General features: G+C 69.5%; 18 protein-coding genes. 15 read left to right on the top strand and 3 right to left on the bottom strand.

The window, feature by feature from the left end:
- The first annotated feature begins 158 nt into the window (after positions 1-158).
- The 3 genes from QZ500_RS10710 to QZ500_RS10720 all read left to right on the top strand — a co-directional run bounded on the left by QZ500_RS10710 (position 159) and on the right by QZ500_RS10720 (position 2,811).
- Positions 159-1,121 carry an ATP-binding cassette domain-containing protein gene (locus QZ500_RS10710; protein ID WP_295854981.1) on the top strand — a complete coding sequence of 321 codons (963 nt, stop codon included), beginning with the start codon at positions 159-161 and terminating at the stop codon, positions 1,119-1,121.
- Positions 1,122-1,126: 5 nt separating this feature from the next.
- Positions 1,127-2,110 (top strand): MlaD family protein, encoded by a 984-nt coding sequence (locus tag QZ500_RS10715; protein WP_295854942.1) that lies wholly within the window; start codon positions 1,127-1,129, stop codon positions 2,108-2,110.
- Between the two features lie 92 nt (positions 2,111-2,202).
- Complete coding sequence (locus tag QZ500_RS10720; protein WP_295854945.1) at positions 2,203-2,811, top strand: ABC-type transport auxiliary lipoprotein family protein; 609 nt, start codon at positions 2,203-2,205, stop codon at positions 2,809-2,811.
- Between the two features lie 52 nt (positions 2,812-2,863).
- On the opposite strand, the gene QZ500_RS10725 is transcribed toward QZ500_RS10720, so the two are convergent.
- Positions 2,864-3,727, bottom strand: coding sequence for a fumarylacetoacetate hydrolase family protein (locus QZ500_RS10725; RefSeq protein ID WP_295854947.1), 864 nt, complete (start codon positions 3,725-3,727; stop codon positions 2,864-2,866).
- 195 nt (positions 3,728-3,922) lie between these two features.
- Between QZ500_RS10725 and QZ500_RS10730 the strand changes: the two genes are divergently transcribed.
- The 3 genes from QZ500_RS10730 (at position 3,923) to QZ500_RS10740 (ending at position 6,664) form a co-directional block, all read left to right on the top strand.
- Positions 3,923-4,609, top strand: coding sequence for a dienelactone hydrolase family protein (locus QZ500_RS10730; protein WP_295854950.1), 687 nt, complete (start codon positions 3,923-3,925; stop codon positions 4,607-4,609).
- 142 nt (positions 4,610-4,751) lie between these two features.
- The gene (locus QZ500_RS10735) at positions 4,752-6,020 is read left to right on the top strand and encodes a putative Na+/H+ antiporter (protein ID WP_295854952.1); all 1,269 of its coding nucleotides are present in this window, start codon (positions 4,752-4,754) and stop codon (positions 6,018-6,020) included.
- Positions 6,021-6,337: 317 nt separating this feature from the next.
- Positions 6,338-6,664: a hypothetical protein gene (locus QZ500_RS10740; protein ID WP_295854954.1), complete on the top strand. Its 327-nt coding sequence runs from the start codon at positions 6,338-6,340 to the stop codon at positions 6,662-6,664.
- Between the two features lie 100 nt (positions 6,665-6,764).
- Here the strand turns inward: QZ500_RS10740 and QZ500_RS10745 are convergent, their stop codons facing one another.
- Together QZ500_RS10745 and hemB are read right to left on the bottom strand one after the other, a co-directional pair.
- On the bottom strand, positions 6,765-7,868 hold the full coding sequence (locus QZ500_RS10745; protein ID WP_295854958.1) for a magnesium transporter CorA family protein: 1,104 nt from the start codon (positions 7,866-7,868) through the stop codon (positions 6,765-6,767).
- A gap of 56 nt (positions 7,869-7,924) precedes the next feature.
- The gene (gene hemB / locus QZ500_RS10750; protein WP_295854961.1) at positions 7,925-8,935 is read right to left on the bottom strand and encodes a porphobilinogen synthase; all 1,011 of its coding nucleotides are present in this window, start codon (positions 8,933-8,935) and stop codon (positions 7,925-7,927) included.
- Between the two features lie 277 nt (positions 8,936-9,212).
- On the opposite strand from hemB, the gene QZ500_RS10755 reads away from it, so the two are divergent.
- The 9 genes from QZ500_RS10755 to QZ500_RS10795 form a co-directional block, all read left to right on the top strand.
- Positions 9,213-9,641: a CopD family protein gene (locus QZ500_RS10755; RefSeq protein WP_295854963.1), complete on the top strand. Its 429-nt coding sequence runs from the start codon at positions 9,213-9,215 to the stop codon at positions 9,639-9,641.
- 10 nt (positions 9,642-9,651) lie between these two features.
- On the top strand, positions 9,652-10,779 hold the full coding sequence (locus tag QZ500_RS10760; protein WP_295854965.1) for a VanZ family protein: 1,128 nt from the start codon (positions 9,652-9,654) through the stop codon (positions 10,777-10,779).
- Positions 10,776-11,144 carry a (2Fe-2S) ferredoxin domain-containing protein gene (locus QZ500_RS10765; protein ID WP_295854966.1) on the top strand — a complete coding sequence of 123 codons (369 nt, stop codon included), beginning with the start codon at positions 10,776-10,778 and terminating at the stop codon, positions 11,142-11,144. Before QZ500_RS10760 ends, QZ500_RS10765 begins: the two co-directional genes overlap by 4 nt.
- 73 nt (positions 11,145-11,217) lie before the next feature.
- A complete protein-coding gene (locus tag QZ500_RS10770; protein WP_295854968.1) occupies positions 11,218-11,856 on the top strand; it encodes an alpha/beta hydrolase in 639 nt (212 codons plus the stop codon).
- Between the two features lie 84 nt (positions 11,857-11,940).
- Positions 11,941-13,158 (top strand): D-alanyl-D-alanine carboxypeptidase family protein, encoded by a 1,218-nt coding sequence (locus QZ500_RS10775; RefSeq protein ID WP_295854969.1) that lies wholly within the window; start codon positions 11,941-11,943, stop codon positions 13,156-13,158.
- Between the two features lie 127 nt (positions 13,159-13,285).
- Positions 13,286-13,663 (top strand): 30S ribosomal protein S12, encoded by a 378-nt coding sequence (gene rpsL / locus QZ500_RS10780; protein WP_198971880.1) that lies wholly within the window; start codon positions 13,286-13,288, stop codon positions 13,661-13,663.
- Positions 13,664-13,813: 150 nt separating this feature from the next.
- Positions 13,814-14,287, top strand: coding sequence for a 30S ribosomal protein S7 (gene rpsG / locus QZ500_RS10785; RefSeq protein ID WP_055837645.1), 474 nt, complete (start codon positions 13,814-13,816; stop codon positions 14,285-14,287).
- A gap of 96 nt (positions 14,288-14,383) precedes the next feature.
- Entirely contained in the window at positions 14,384-16,483 is a 2,100-nt protein-coding gene (gene fusA, locus QZ500_RS10790) for an elongation factor G (RefSeq protein ID WP_295854974.1), read from the top strand.
- 220 nt (positions 16,484-16,703) lie between these two features.
- A partial coding sequence (locus QZ500_RS10795) for a GTP-binding protein (protein ID WP_284410709.1) occupies positions 16,704-16,826 on the top strand: 123 nt, incomplete at its 3' end.

The raw sequence follows: 16,826 nt of genomic DNA on the forward strand, positions 1-16,826 counted from the left end.
CGGCTGCGCCCGGGGCCGTCCCCGGAGAAGACGGCCGTTACGGTCCGTCCGTGCCTGCGCAGGCATGCACGGAGCCGCGGCCCTCCACCCCCCCTTCCGTGGCTTTGCCCGAAGAGGGGCGCACCCAAAGGACCGGCGAAGCCGGATCCTCGGGTGCCCTGGACGAGGCAGGGCGCGACGACGCACCGCCGGTCGTCGAGATCGCGGGCCTCTGGACCGCCTTCGGCACCGGCAAGAAGCGCGTGGTGATCCACGAGGACCTGGCACTCACCATCCGGCAGGGCGAGATCCTGTCGCTGGTCGGCGGCTCGGGCACCGGCAAGACGGTGCTGCTGCGGCAGATGCTCGGCCTGGAGACGCCGGCGCAGGGGACGGTGACCGTGCTCGGCGAGCCGGCCTCGCAGATGGGTCGGCGCGGTGCGTCGAGCCGCGTCGGCATGCTGTTCCAGCACGGTGCGCTGTTCTCGGCGTTCAGCGTGCTCGACAACATCGCCTTCCCGCTGCGCGAGCTGAAGACGCTGCCGACCGCCCTGGCGCGCGAGGCCGCGATGGTCAAGCTGCAGATGGTCGGCCTGAAGCCGGGCGACGCGACCAAGGCGCCGTCGGACCTGTCGGGCGGCATGGTCAAGCGGGTGGCGCTGGCCCGCGCGCTGATCATGGACCCGCCGCTGCTGCTGCTCGACGAGCCGACCGCCGGCCTCGACCCGAGCAGCTCCGATGCGTTCGTCGAACTGCTGCGCTCGCTGCACCAGGAGCTCGGCCTGACCGTGGTGATGGTGACGCACGACCTCGACACGCTGTTCGCGCTCAGCACCCGCGTGGCGGTGCTGGCCGACCGCAAGGTGGTGGCCGACGGCAGCCCGACCGAGGTAGCGGCGGTGGACCATCCGTTCATCCGCGACTACTTCCTGGGCGAACGCGGCCGCCGCGCGATGGGCACGCCGCCCCAGGCGGTGGAACTGCTCGACCTGCCGCCCGACCACCCGGAGGCGCAGGAGGCTGCCACCGCCACGGACGCCCCCGAGGACGCACCCACGGACGCCCCCGTCCACGCGCCGGCGCAGCCGCATCCGCCCGCTCCCTCTCCCGCCCGATCCGCCGCCGCCGGCGCACAGGACTGACCCCGATGGAAAACAAATCGCACGCCATGGCCGCCGGCATCTTCGTGCTGGTGCTCACCGCCCTGCTGATCGGCCTGGCCGTCTGGCTGACCCGGGATTCCGGCAGCTACCAGGACTACGAGATATCCACCGACGACACCGTCACCGGCCTGCAGCTGCAGGCGCCGGTGCGCTTCAAGGGCGTGCCGGTCGGCAAGGTGACGCAGATCGGCTTCGACCCCCAGAACACCGGCAACGTGCTGGTGCGCATCGCCGTGCAGGACGGCACGCCGCTCACGCCCAGCACCTTCGCCACGCTCGCCTACCAGGGCGTGACGGGCCTGGCCTTCGTGCAGCTCGACGACGACGGCAAGCCGCAGGCCGTGCCGCCCCCGGGCGAGGACGGCATCCCCCGCCTGCCGATCAAGCCGTCGCAGCTCGGCAAGCTGACCGAGAGCCTGCCGCAGATCCTGTCGCAGGTGGAGGACGTGACCCGGCGCGCCAACCTGCTGCTGGGCGACCAGAACCTGCAGCGCGTCGCCACCTCGCTCGACGGCATCGCCAAGGCCAGCAACAACATCGCGGCGCTCACCGCCCGGCTGGAGACCACGCTGGTCGAGCGGGTCGATCCGGCGCTCGCCGCGCTGCCGCGCACGATGAACGACGCCGGCACGACGATGCGCTCGCTCACCACTGCCGCCAACGACGTGTCGGCCACCGCCCGCGAGATCCAGACCACCGCGAAGCGGCTCAACGAGAAGGACGGCCCGCTCGACCGCCTGGCCGAAGGCACCGGCGCGCTCAGCCATGCAGTGGACGTGATCGGCAGCACCACGCTGCCGCGCATCAACCGGGTGACCGACGACGCTTCGCGCGCCATGCGCCAGCTGAGCCGTACCGTCACCGGCATCAACGACAACCCGCAGTCGCTCATCTTCGGCAACGGCCAGGCCAAGCCGGGCCCGGGCGAGCAGGGCTTCACCGCCCCCGGCGAAGGAAACCGCAAATGACACGACCGACCGCTTCGACTCTCGTTGCTATGAAAAATGTAGCTGTTCGCGCAGGCTCAGCGGGCGCAGGAGCCCGATTCGGTGCCGCTCTCGTGCTGGCGGCGGCACTGGCCGGCTGCTCGGCGCTGCCGGACCGGCCGTCGCGGCCGACGCTCTACGACTTCGGCCCCGGCGCGATGACCGCCGAGCCGCAGGACCGCCGCGCATCGCTGCCGCCGATCGCGCTCGACGAGATCGAGACCGCCGGCGTGGCCGACACCGCGGCGGTGCTGTTCCGCCTGCAGTACGCCGACGCGCAGCAGCTGCAGCCCTACGCCCAGTCGCGCTGGAGCATCCCGCCGGCACAGCTGGTGCGCCAGCGGGTGCGCGAGCACCTGGGCCAGCGCCGCGCGGTGCTGAGCACCGACGACATCGTCTCGCAGCAGCGCATCGGCGACGCTGCGCCGCGCATCCTGCGGCTGCAGCTCGAGGAGTTCAGCCAGGTGTTCCGCTCGACGACCGACAGCGTCGGCGTGATCCGGCTGCGCGCCACCCTGGTGGAGAACGCGCCCCAGGGCGAACGGCTGGTCGGACAGCGCACGGTGGTCGTGCAGCGGCCGGCGCCGACGGCGGATGCGCCGGGCGGCGTGAAGGCGCTCACCGCCGCGACCGACGCGGCGGCGGAAGAACTGTCGGCCTGGCTGGAGCAGTCCGCGCGCTGAGGCCGGGTCGGCTCCGGCGGCGCCACCCGGGCGGTACCGAAGCCGTACCCGGTCAGCCGTCGATCAGCGTCGGGTCCCAGTCGTGCACCGCCTGGCGCTGCTGGCCCAGGCCGTCGATGCCCAGGCGCACCACGTCGCCGGCCTGCAGGAACCGCGGCTGCGGCTTGATGCCCATGCCGACGCCCGGCGGCGTGCCGGTGGCGATCAGGTCGCCGGGTTCCAGCGTCATGAAGCGGCTCAGGTAGCTCACGATCTGCGCCACGCCGAACACCATCGTGCGGGTGCTGCCGTCCTGGTAGCGCTGGCCGTTCACCTCCAGCCAGAGGCCGAGCGCCTGCGGGTCCGGCACCTCGTCGGCGGTGACCAGCCAGGGGCCGACCGGGCCGAAGGTGTCGCAGCCCTTGCCCTTGTCCCAGGTGCCGCCGCGCTCGAGCTGGTATTCGCGCTCCGACACGTCGTTCACCACGCAGTAGCCCGCGACGTACGACAGCGCGTCGGCCTCGTCCACGTAGCGGGCGCGCTGGCCGATCACCACGCCCAGCTCCACCTCCCAATCCGTCTTGCGCGAGCCGCGCGGCAGCACCAGCGCATGGTCGCAGCCCACCAGGCAGCTCAGTGCCTTGGAAAAGAAGATCGGCTCGGCCGGCACCGGCATGCCGGCCTCGGCCGCATGGTCGGCGTAGTTGAGCCCGATGCCGATGAACTTGCCGATGCCGGCCACCGGCGGCTGCAGCGTGTCCTGCGGCACCACCGGCAGCGCGGCGACGTCGAGGGCACGCAGCCGCGCCAGCGCCGCGGGCGACAGGCAGTCGGCGTCGATATCGGCGACCACCGCGCTCAGATCGCGGACCTGGCCGTCGGGATCGAGCAGGCCGGGGCGCGGGGCGGTGCGGGGGCCGTGGCGGAGCAGTTTCATGGGGTGGGTCTCCTGGGGACTACGGGAAGGACAGGCCTGCGGCCGGACGCGCGGGGCGGCACAGCACAGTCAAAGAGCGGGGGCCCGGCGCGAACGTCCTGCAACCGCCGGACGCGGCGCAGGCCTCTACCATCACGGCTCGCATTCTTCCCCACCCGCAGCGCCGCTGCATCACCGTACAGGACACGATCATCCATGGGCTCCTCCACCGTGACCCTCACTTCCGCCGACGGCTTCCAGTTCCCGGCCTACGTCGCCGAACCCTCCGGCGCGCCGAAGGGCGCTGTCGTGGTGCTGCAGGAGATCTTCGGCGTGAACTCGCACATCCGGTCCGTGGCCGACGGCTATGCCGCCGAGGGCTACCTGGCGGTCGCGCCGTCCACCTTCCACCGGGTGGAGCAGGGCGTCGAGCTCGGTTATGCCGAAGCCGACATGGCCGAAGGCATGCGGCTCAAGGCCGCGGTCGAGGCGCTGCCCGCCCCGGGCGCACTGCAGGACGTGCAGGCCGCGGTCCAGTACGCGGCCAAGGCCGGCAAGGTCGGCATCGTCGGCTACTGCTGGGGCGGCCTGATGGTCTGGCGCGCGGCCGAGCAGGTGCAGGGCCTGTCGGCGGCGGTCGCCTACTACGGCGGCGGCATGACCACCCCCGAGGAAGCCGGCCGCACGCCGCAGGTACCGGTGTTGGCCCACTTCGGCGAGAAGGACCACTGGATCAGCCTGGACTCGGTCGAGGCGTTCAAAAAGCAGCACCCCGAGGTCGAGGTGTATGTCTACCCCGCCGACCACGGCTTCAACTGCGACCAGCGCGGCTCGTACGACGCACCGGCGGCGAAGCAGGCGCGCGAGCGCACGCTGGCGTTCTTCGCCCGGCACCTGGGCTGAGCGCGGCCGGCGCCGGCGCCGTCCGACACCGGGCGCACCGGCGCGCCGGTAGACTTGCCTGCGGGTGGCATGCCGGGGCGGCATGGTCCAGGTTCAGCGCAGGTCGGGCCGCCGCGCGATCTGTTCGTGCATGCCGTTTCCCATGTACCCTGACCTCGTCTCCCTCCTTGCCGCGGCGCTGTTCGCCGTGGCCCTCGTCCATACCTTCGCTGCCCGGCATCTGGAGCGGCTGTCCCACCGGTACCCGCGCCATGCGGGGCTGTTCCACCTGCTCGGCGAGGTGGAAGTGGTGTTCGGCTTCTGGGCCATCGTGCTGGTGGCGCTCATGGCGCTGGCGGCCGGCGGCGCGGAAGCGCTCGCCTACGTCGAGTCGCGCAACTACACCGAGCCGCTGTTCGTCTTCGTGGTGATGGTCATCGCCGCCTCGCGGCCGGTGCTCTGGAGCGCCACTGCCGCCACCCATGCGCTCGCCGGGCGGATGCGCTGGATGCGCCGGCCCACCGCCATCGCCTGGCTGGGTCTGGCCGTGGTGCCGCTGCTGGGCTCGGCCGTGACCGAGCCGGCGGCGATGACCATCGCCGCGCTGATGCTCGCGCCGGTCGTGTTCCGGCGGGCGGTGCCGCCGCTGCCCAAGTACCTGGCGCTGGGCACGCTGTTCGTGAACGTCTCGATCGGCGGCACGCTGACCGCCTATGCCGCGCCGCCGGTCCTGATGGTGGCCGGCGCGTGGCAATGGGACAGCGCCTTCATGCTGCAGACCTTCGGCTGGAAGGCGGCGCTGGCGGTGCTGCTCAACGCCTCGCTGGCCACCGCCGTGCTGGCGCGCCACCTGCGCGATCTGCCGGACGGCCCGACCGCACCCAAAGATGTGCGGCCGCCGGTGCCGGTCGCGGTGGTGGCGGTGCACCTCGCGCTGCTGGCGGCGGTGGTGGTCTTCGCGCACCATCCGGTCGTGTTCATCGGCCTGTTCCTGCTGTTCGTCGGCTATACCCAGGCCTACAGCCGCCACCAGAGCCCGCTGATCCTGAAGGAGGCGCTGCTGGTCGCCTTCTTCCTGGCGGGCCTGGTGGTGCTGGGCGGCCTGCAGCGCTGGTGGCTGCAGCCGATCGTCGAGGGCCTGGCGCCGCTCGCGCTGTTTTTCGGCGCGCTGGGCCTGACCGCGATCACCGACAACGCCGCGCTCACCTACCTGGGGTCGCTGATCGAGGGGCTGTCCGACCCGGCGCGCTACATGCTGGTGGCCGGTGCGGTCGCCGGCGGCGGCCTGACGGTGATCGCCAACGCACCGAACCCCGCCGGGGTCGCGCTGCTCAAGCGGGGCTTTGCCGACGACACGGTCGAGGCGGGCGGCCTGCTGCTCGGTGCGCTCGCGCCGACCGCGGTCGCGGCGCTGGCCTTCCTGCTGCTCTGAGCCGGCTTGGGCGGTCTTTGCAGGCCGGCCGGTCCGCGCGCTTCACGACATGGCAAGGGCGGCACCGGGTGGCGCCTGCCTTTTCACCGAACTTTCGTAGGTCGGACACCATGCCGTCATTGTTTCGATTGGCGCAATGGTGTGGTGCTTCCGGCGGGCATTGGGATGCGGAACCGATGCCTCAGCTGGGATTCAGACAGAGACCTCCAGGGAAAACCCGGAGCGACAGTCCCGCCGCCGGCCCCTCGCCGCGGCGGGACCGTCGTCCGGTCCTCTGTCGGTTTTGTCTTCGCATCACACATAGAAAAGGAATCACCATGCGCGCATCCAAGCTCTTCGCCCTCGCCACCCTGGCCGCCACCGTCAGCATCGGCGCCCACGCCGGCACGTCTTTCGGCGAAGGCGATCCGCAGTCGCAGTTCGCCCAGCCGGTGACCCAGAGCGCCAGCCGCGACACCGTCGCCGCCGCTGCCGTGCAGGCCAACCGCTACGGCACCAGCGTCGGCGAAGGCGACCGCCTGTCGCAGTTCGCCCAGCATGCCGACGGCGTCACCACCGCGCTGACCCGCGAGGACGTGCGCAACGACGCGATCCGCGCCGCCCGCGCCGGCCAGATCGAGCACGGCGAAGCCTCGGAAGGCTGATCCGCGCGGCGGTCGCCGTCCGAGCGGACCGGCGGCCACGCCGCACGAACGAAGAAAAAGGGGCCCTCGGGCCCCTTTTGCCGTGGTGCCGGCCCGGCGGTCAGCGGGCGGTGCGTTCCAGGTACTTCTTGCGCCAGAACACCAGGATCAGGATCACCGCGATCGCGCCCATGCTGCTCATTGCCCACCAGAAGCCGTCCTGCTTATGGGTCAGCGGGATGAACTCGAAGTTCATGCCGAAGATGCCGGCGATCAGGTTGAGCGGCAGGAAGATCGCGGTCAGCGTCGTCAGCACCCGCATGATGTCGTTGGTGCGGTTGCTCTGCAGGCTGAAGTGCAGCTGCACCACCGTCTCGGCGCTCTGCTCCAACCGGCGCACGTGGTGCACGACCCGTTCGATGTGCTCCAGCACGTCGCGGCTGCGCACCTGCAGCAGGTCGTGTTCGCGCTGGGCTGCGGGCGATTCCGCGGCGGGCCAGGTTTCGAGCGTGTCGATCCAGTCCTGGATCGCGGCGCGCTGGTCCTCGCAGATCTGGTCGAGCTGGTGCAGCGCGAGGCGGGCGTCCAGCAGTGCGCTCCAGTTGTGGAAGCGGGCCTTGGGCTGCAGCAGCGCGGTCTGCCAGTGGTCGAGCTGGCGGTTGAGTTCGCGCCGCAGTTCCAGATAACCGTCGACCATCTGGTTGATCAGGCGCAGCATCAGGTCGGCCGGGCTGGTCGGATGGCGCGCGCCGGTGACGCGGGTCTCGGTGCCGTGGCCGGCGAGCAGCCGCGTGGCGAAGGCGTCGCGCACCGTGCAGGCCTCCGGATGCACCGTCAGCAGCACGTTCTCGAAGACGGCGAAGCCGACCGGATTGGTGTCGATGCGCCGCAGCACCGGCGGACCGCCGGGCGCCAGCGGCAGGGCGCCGTCGGGCGGGGCGGCAGTGCTGGTGCCGCTGCGGGCGGCGAGCCGGCGGAACACCAGGATGTCGTACTGCGAGGTGTAGTCGTAGTGAGACGGCAGCTGCGCGTTCAGCAGGTCGGAGGTGTGCAGGTCCACCAGCTGCACGCCGCAATGCCGCTGCAGCGCCTGCTGGATCTCGGCATGGCGGGCCTCGAATTCCGCGCGGTGGCAGGCGATCCACAGGAAGCCGCCGGGCGGCACGGGCGTGGCCAGGTCGTCGGTTTCGGTGACCCGGTGGGCCTGGAGGGCGAAGATGCGCATCGGCGAATTCTAGGGAGGAAATCCGCCTTCTGCGCAGGCGCAGTGTGCGCCTGAAGCTATCGTTTCTGTAGCAGACGGGCGGCGGCGATTGCGGAATAGGTCAGCACGCCGTCGGCGCCGGCGCGCTTGAAGGCGAGCAGGCTTTCCAGCACCGCGGCGTCGTGGTCCAGCCAGCCGTTCTGCGCGGCGGCCTGCAGCATGGCGTACTCGCCGCTCACCTGGTAGGCGAAGGTCGGCACGCGGAATTCGTCCTTCACCCGACGCACCACGTCCAGGTAGGGCATGCCGGGTTTGACCATCACCATGTCGGCGCCTTCGGCGATGTCCATCGCCACCTCGCGCAGCGCCTCGTCGCTGTTGCCCGGGTCCATCTGGTAGACCTTCTTGTCGGCCTTGCCCAGGTTGCCGGCGGAGCCGACCGCGTCGCGGAACGGGCCGTAGAAGGCGCTCGCGTACTTGGCGCTGTAGGCCATGATCCGGGTGTGGATGCGGCCGGTCTCCTCCAGCGCGGTGCGCACAGCGCCGATGCGGCCGTCCATCATGTCGCTCGGCGCCACGATGTCGACGCCGGCCTCGGCCTGCGTCAGCGCCTGCTGCACCAGCACCTCGATCGTCTCGTCGTTGAGCACGTAGCCGGTGTCGTCGAGCAGGCCGTCCTGGCCGTGGCTGGTGAACGGGTCGAGCGCCACGTCGGTCATCACCCCGAGTTCGGGAAAGCGCGACTTCAGCGCGCGCACCACCTGCGGCACCAGGCCGTCGGGGTTGGTCGCCTCGCGGCCGTCAGGCGTCTTCAGCGCCGGGTCGATCACCGGGAACAGCGCCATCACCGGGATGCCGAGCGCCACGCACTGCTCGGCCACCGGCAGCAGCAGGTCGAGGCTGAGGCGCTCGACGCCGGGCATCGAGCCGACCGGCTCGCGGCGGCCGGTGCCTTCCAGCACGAACACCGGGTAGATCAGGTCGTGCGCAGTCAGCGCGTGTTCGCGCACCAGGTTGCGGCTGAAGCCGTCGCGGCGCAGGCGGCGCGGACGGGCGAGCGGGTAGGGCGTCGGGGCGGAATGGTGCATGGCGGTCTCCGGAGGGCGGTCTGCGGGTTTGACGGGATTGCACCACAGCGCCTGCCGTGCTGCCGGGCCGGGCGCGGGTTCTCCCGGATGTAACCGGATGCACGCCGCGCTAGATTGACCGACGGGCGGTTCGCGCCGCCCCCCGCTTTTCCTCCCTGAGCGGGCGCTCGCCGCCTCACGGCGTGCGGGTTTGCCGACCCGGACTTCGCCTCGTGCGCGGTGCCGGGTTTTTTTTGGCGCCGCGCCGCGCGGCCCGGGGCCTGCCTACACTCGCCGGATGCTCTGGATCAAGTCGCTGCACATCGTCTTCATTGCCAGCTGGTTCGCCGGCTTGTTCTACCTGCCGCGGATCTTCGTCAACCTGGCGATGGTGCCGGCCGATTCGCATGCCGAGCGCGACCGGCTGCTGCTGATGGCGCGCAAGCTGCTGCGCTTCACCACGCTGCTGGCGGTGCCCGCGATCGGCTTCGGCGCCTGGCTGTGGATGGGCTACGGCATCGGCCGCGGACCGGGCAACGGCTGGATGCATGCCAAGCTGTTCCTCGTCGTCCTTGCCGTCGGCTACCACCATGCCTGCGCGGTGCTGCTGCGCAAGTTCGCGGCCGGCCGCAACACCCACGGCGACCGCTGGTACCGCTTCTTCAACGAGGTGCCGGTGCTGCTGCTGCTGGCGATCGTGGTGCTGGTCGTGGTCAAACCCTTCTGAGCCGGCGCGCGTGGAGCGAGCGCCCGACGCCCAGCGCACCGCCGCCTGGCCCCTGGCCTGGGCGTACGCCGCGCTGATCGTCTACGCGAGCCTCTATCCCTTCACCGACTGGCGCGACCAGGGCATCCCGCCCTGGTCCTTCCTCGCCGCGCCGCTGCCGCGCTGGTGGACCGGCTTCGACGTCGCGACCAACATGGTCGGCTACGGCCCGCTCGGCTTCCTGTGGGCGCTGGCGGCGCTGCGCACCGGCCGGGGCGGCTGGGGCGTGGCCGCGGGCGCCGCGGGCGGGGTGGCGCTGTCGTTCGCGCTCGAGATGGCGCAGAGCTACCTGCCGATGCGCATCCCGTCCAACGTCGATTTCGCGCTCAATTCCGGCGGCGCGATCGTCGGGGCGCTGGTCGCCTGGGGCCTGGAGCGGCTGGGCGCGATCGCCCGCTGGAGCCGGCTGCGCGAGCGCTGGTTCATCCGCGACGCGCGGGGCGCGCTGGTGCTGCTGGCGCTGTGGCCGGTCGCGCTGCTGTTCCCGGTCGCGGTGCCGTTCGGGCTGGGCCAGGTGCTGGAGCGGCTGGAGGATGCCGTCCTGGTGCTGCTCGACGGCACGCCCTTCCTCGACTGGCTGCCGGTGCGCACCGCCGAGATGGAGCCGCTGGTGCCGGGCGCCGAGATGCTCTGCGTGGCGCTGGGCCTGGCCGCGCCGTGCCTGATCGCGTTCTCGATCGCCCGCACCGTGCGCCAGCGCATCGTGCTGGCGGCCGGGGTGGTCGCGGTCGGCCTGGGCGCGACCGCGCTGTCGTCCGCGCTCAGCTACGGCCCGTCCAACGCCTGGGAATGGATGACGGCGCCGGCGCTGGTCGGCATCGCCGCGGGACTGGTGCTCGTCGCGCTGGTGCTGCCGGCGCCCCGGCGCGGCGCGGCGGCGCTGGCGCTGCTGGCGATCGCGGTGCATCTGAACGTGCTGAACGAGGCCCCGACCAGCGCCTATTTCTGGCAGACCCTGCAGACCTGGGAGCAGGGCCGCTTCATCCGCTTCCACGGGCTGGTGCAGTGGCTCGGCTGGCTGTGGCCCTTCGGCGCGCTGGTCTATGTACTGCTGCGGGTGTCGCGGCGCGACCGCCCGTCCCTAGAATCTTCGCGATGAGCCCCACCACGCCCGCCGACACCGGCACTCCCGCCGACGCGCCGTACTACGCGCGCCACATCTTCTTCTGCCTGAACGAACGCGCCGGCGGCGAGGACAGCTGCGCCCTGCACGGCGCCAAGGACGGCTTCGACCGCTGCAAGTCGCGCGTCAAGGCCGCGGGCCTGGCCGGCCAGGGCGGCGTGCGGGTCAACAAGGCCGGCTGCCTCGACCGCTGCGCCGGCGGTCCGGTGGCGGTGGTCTACCCGGAAGGCACCTGGTACACCTTCGTCGACCAGGACGACATCGACGAGATCGTCGATTCCCACCTGCAGCGCGGCCAGGTGGTCGAGCGGCTGGTGCTGCCGCCCGACGTCGGCCGCTGAGGCATTTCGCACATCAATCGGCACTTTGCGCAGTTCCCGCCTGCGCAGTGCGCTATCGAGTCAGTAGCAATCTATGAACGCCCAGACCGAACGACTGCACCTGGCCGGCGCCGCCGGCATCATCGAGACGGCGATCGACCGGCCCGCCGCCGACGTGCCTGCGCGCGGCACTGCGGTGATCGCCCATCCGCATCCGCTCTTCGGCGGCACGCTCGACAACAAGGTGGTGCAGACGCTCGCCCGCGCCTTCGTGCAGTGCGGATGGACCGCGGTGCGCTTCAACTTCCGCGGCGTCGGCGCCAGCGCCGGCACCTACGACGAGGGCCGGGCCGAGGCCGACGACCTGCGGGCGGTGATCGCCCAGGCCGCACCCGACGGGCCGCTCGCGCTCGCCGGTTTCTCCTTCGGCTCGGTCGTCATGAGCCACGTGCTGCACGGCCTGTGGCGGACCCGGCCGGTCGAGAAGATCGTCTTCGTCGGCACCGCTGCCAGCCGCTTCACCGTGGCCGACGTGCCGCCCGAGGCGCACCTGCGCACCCTGGTGGTCCACGGCGAGGCCGACGACACCGTGCCGCTCGCCGACGCCATGGCCTGGGCGCGGCCGCAGACACTTCCCGTGACAGTCGTGCCCGCGGGCGGCCATTTTTTCCACGGACAATTGCCGCTGCTCAAGGGCCTGGTGGTGCGCCACCTGCTGTCGCCCGCGGCCTGAGGGCCGCCGCGCGCCCTGCGCTCTTTCCGCCGACGCCCGCCTGTCCGGCCTGCCGCCGTTCCTCCCGCTCTCCTGCCGATTCCCATGAACCGACTCCCGCCGACGCTCCGCGCGCTCGTCCTCTGCGCGCTGTCCGCCCCCTTCGTCGCCACGCTCCCGGCCGCCGCCCAGGCGCCCCAGCCCGCCGCGGCCCCGGTGGCCACGGCCGTCGCCGCCCCGCAGCCGCCCGAGATCGCCGCCCGCAGCTACCTGCTGATGGACGTCACCGCCCACCAGATCCTCGCGCAGAAGGACATCGACTCCCCGGTCGAGCCGGCCTCGCTCACCAAGCTGATGACCGCCTACCTGGTGTTCGACGCGCTCAAGGCCAAGAAGATCACCCTGCAGCAGACCTTCCCGGTCAGCCAGCGCGCCTGGAAGATGCCGGGATCGCGCATGTTCATCGACCCGAAGATGCAGGTGCCGGTCGAAGACCTGCTCAAGGGGCTGATCGTGCAGTCGGGCAACGACGCCACCGTCGCGCTCGCCGAAGGCGTGGGCGGCAGTGTCGAGCGCTTCGTGCAGCTGATGAACGACCAGGCCAAGGTGCTCGGCATGAAGGGCACCACGTACAAGAACCCCGAGGGCCTGACCGAGGCCGGCCACACCACCACCGCGCGCGACCTGAGTATCCTCGCCACCCGGCTGATGCAGGACTTCCCCGAGTACATCGGCTTCTACGCGATCAAGCAGTACCGCTATCCCGGCACGCCCGCGGCCAACGGCAACAACCGCAACCTGCTGCTGTTCCGCGACCCGACGGTCGACGGCCTGAAGACCGGCCACACCAATGCCGCGGGCTACTGCTTGGTCGCGACCGCCAAGCGCGACTTCCCCAACGTCGGCAGCCGCCGGCTGCTGTCGATCGTGCTGGGCGCGTCCAGCGAATCGGCCCGCGCCAACGAGTCGCAGAAGCTGCTCAACTGGGGCTACACCGCCTACGAAGCGGTCAAGCTGTTCAACGCCGGCCAGGCCGTGGTCACGCCGAACGTCTGGAAGGGCACGGCCAGCACCCTGCCACTCGGCCGCACCGAGCCGATCGTGGTCGCGGTGCCCATCGGCAGCGCCGGGCGCATCAAGACCGACGTCGCGCGGCCCGACCCGCTGGTCGCGCCGTTCGAGAAGGGCCAGGCGGTCGGCACGCTCAAGGTCAGCGCCGGCGACCAGCCGCTTCTCGAGCTGCCCCTGGTGGCACTCGAGGCGGTACCGCAGGCCGGCATCTTCGGCCGTGCCTGGGACGCGATCCGCCTCTGGATCAAATAGGCCGGCGCGGGCCGGCAGCGGCCCCGTTTGCCATCGGCGACCGGCCGCTGCTATACTGGCGGGCTTTTCGGAAAATTTCCGAAGGGTTTCACGTTTTCGCTTTCCAAACGTTTAGGGACGTTTTTTCATGCCAACCATCAACCAGCTCGTGCGTCAGGGCCGCGAGGTCGAAAAGACCAAGTCGAAAAGCCCCGCGATGCAGAACTCGCCCCAGCGTCGTGGCGTGTGCACCCGCGTGTACACCACGACCCCGAAGAAGCCGAACTCCGCACTGCGGAAGGTCGCCAAGGTCCGCCTGACCAACGGCTTCGAAGTCATTTCCTACATCGGCGGCGAAGGCCACAACCTGCAGGAACACAGCGTGGTGCTGGTCCGCGGCGGCCGTGTGAAGGATCTGCCGGGTGTGCGTTACCACATCGTGCGCGGCTCGCTCGACCTGCAAGGCGTCAAGGATCGCAAGCAGGCACGCTCCAAGTACGGCGCGAAGAAGCCGAAGGCCAAGTAAGCCCTTCCGTTTCCGTCTTTCGGTGCTGTGATCCGCGTGGCGCGGAGAAGCAGCGTAGTGACCCGATGTCCGGGTCGAGTAAGTGAGAGTCCTGCTGGCTCTCGCGGTGTCCGCCAGGGCGCCAACTGAAGCAAATTTTTGAGGTGCAACATGCCACGTCGTCGCGAAGTCCCTAAACGTGAAATCCTGCCGGACCCTAAGTACGGCAATGTCGAACTCTCGAAGTTCATGAATGTGATCATGGAAGGCGGCAAGAAGGCCGTCGCCGAACGCATCATCTACGGTGCGCTCGACCTGATCGAGAAGAAGAATCCGGACAAGGATCCCCTGGAAGCTTTCGTCGTTGCGATCAACAACGTCAAGCCGATGGTCGAAGTGAAGTCCCGCCGCGTCGGTGGCGCCAACTACCAGGTGCCGGTCGAAGTGCGCCCGGTCCGTCGTCTGGCCCTGTCGATGCGCTGGATCAAGGAAGCCGCCCGCAAGCGCGGCGAGAAGTCCATGGCGCAGCGCCTGGCCAACGAACTGCTCGAGGCCACCGAAGGCCGCGGCGGCGCCATGAAGAAGCGCGACGAAGTGCACCGCATGGCCGAAGCCAACAAGGCCTTCAGCCACTTCCGCTTCTAAGAACTGTCACAGCCGTCTCTCACAATCGACTGGCCGGAAGCCCGATCCATCCATCTGGGGTGGGCGGGCTTCCGTCCGTTAACGGAGTAATTTCTCATGTCCCGCAAGACCCCCATCGAGCGCTACCGCAATATCGGTATCTCTGCGCACATCGACGCCGGCAAGACCACGACCACCGAGCGCATCCTGTTCTACACCGGCGTGAACCACAAGATCGGTGAAGTGCACGATGGCGCGGCCACCATGGACTGGATGGAGCAGGAGCAGGAGCGTGGCATCACGATCACCTCCGCTGCCACCACCTGCTTCTGGAAGGGCATGGCGCAGAACTTCCCGGAGCACCGCATCAACATCATCGACACCCCGGGCCACGTGGACTTCACCATCGAAGTCGAGCGCTCGATGCGCGTGCTCGACGGCGCGGTCATGGTCTACGACGCGGTCGGCGGCGTGCAGCCCCAGTCCGAAACCGTCTGGCGCCAGGCCAACAAGTACAAGGTGCCCCGCCTCGCGTTCGTCAACAAGATGGACCGCACCGGCGCGAACTTCCTGCGTGTGCGCCAGATGATGATCGACCGCCTGAAGGCCAATCCGGTCGTCATCCAGATCCCGATCGGCGCCGAAGACAAGTTCCAGGGCATCGTCGACCTCGTGAAGATGAAGGCCATCATCTGGGACGAGGACAAGGGCGTGACCTTCCAGTACGGAGACATCCCGGCCGACCTGACCGACGTCTGCAACGAGTACCGCGAGAAGCTAGTCGAAGCCGCTGCCGAAGCCAGCGAAGACCTGATGAACAAGTACCTCGAAGGCGGCGAGCTGAGCGAGGAAGAGATCAAGGCCGCGATCCGCCAGCGCACCATCGCCGGCGAGATTCAGCCGATGCTGTGCGGCTCCGCGTTCAAGAACAAGGGCGTGCAGGCCATGCTCGACGCGGTCATCGAATACATGCCGTCGCCGGTGGACATCCCCGCCGTGGCCGGTACCGACGAGAACGAGGCGCCCGTCACCCGCAAGGCCGACGACGAAGAAAAGTTCTCCGCGCTGGCATTCAAGCTGATGACCGACCCGTTCGTCGGCCAGCTGACCTTCGTGCGCGTCTACTCCGGCGTGCTGAGCAAGGGCGACAGCGTCTACAACCCGGTGCGCGGCAAGAAGGAGCGTATCGGTCGTATCGTGCAGATGCACGCCAACAACCGGGAAGAAGTGAGCGAAATCCGCGCCGGCGACATCGCCGCCTGCGTGGGCCTGAAGGACGTGACGACCGGCGAGACGCTGTGCGATCCGGACTCCGTCGTGACGCTCGAGCGCATGGTGTTCCCGGAGCCGGTGATCCGCCAGGCCGTGGAGCCCAAGTCGAAGGCCGACCAGGAAAAGATGGGTATCGCACTGGGCCGTCTGGCTGCAGAAGACCCGTCCTTCCGCGTCAACACCGACGAGGAATCCGGCCAGACCATCATCGGCGGCATGGGCGAACTGCACCTCGAAATCATCGTGGACCGCATGAAGCGCGAGTTTGGCGTGGAAGCCAACGTCGGCAAGCCGCAGGTGGCCTACCGCGAAACCATCCGCAAGACGGTGGACGAAGCCGAAGGCAAGTTTGTGCGCCAGTCGGGCGGCAAGGGCCAGTACGGCCACGTCGTGCTGAAGATCGAGCCGAACGAAGCCGGTAAGGGCATCGAGTTCGTCGACGCGATCAAGGGCGGTGTGGTGCCCCGTGAATTCATTCCGGCGGTGGAAAAGGGCATCAACGAAGCCGTGACGCAGGGCGTGCTGGCTGGTTACCCGGTCGTGGACGTCAAGGTCACGCTGCACTTCGGCTCCTACCACGACGTGGACTCGAACGAGCTCGCGTTCAAGATGGCCGCCATCTTCGGCTTCAAGGAAGGCTGTAAGAAGGCTGGTCCGGTCATCCTCGAACCGATGATGGCCGTGGAAGTCGAGACGCCCGAGGACTACGCCGGCAACGTGATGGGCGACCTGTCGTCCCGCCGCGGCATGGTGCAGGGCATGGACGACATGGTCGGCGGCGGCAAGGCCATCAAGGCCGAAGTCCCGCTGTCGGAAATGTTCGGCTACTCGACCACGCTGCGGTCGATGTCGCAGGGTCGCGCCACGTACACGATGGAGTTCAAGCACTACAGCGAAGCTCCGCGCAACGTGGCCGAGGCCATCATGGCCGCCCGCGCGAAGTAAGGCTCGTCCCCAGGCTTTTCAGGCGCTGTGCGCCTGTAACGCCAGCCCCTTTCCGGGGGCGATGCCTGCGGTCTGGCGAAGCCAGTCCCGCGGCATCCCTGGAAGGCGATTTTTCCGGTCTGCGATCGCATGCCCCTCGTTGCCCGTGGCGAGGGACTCCGCAATACGGTGCAGACCTAAAACCATCACACGGGAATTGCTCTTTACTGAGGATTGAAAAATGGCAAAAGGCAAGTTTGAACGCACCAAGCCGCACGTCAACGTCGGCACCATCGGCCACGTCGACCACGGCAAGACCACGCTGACCGCTGCGATCGCGACGGTTCTGTCGTCGAAGTTCGGC

The organism is uncultured Xylophilus sp. (genome assembly GCA_913776965.1).
Taxonomy (GTDB): domain Bacteria; phylum Pseudomonadota; class Gammaproteobacteria; order Burkholderiales; family Burkholderiaceae_C; genus Xylophilus.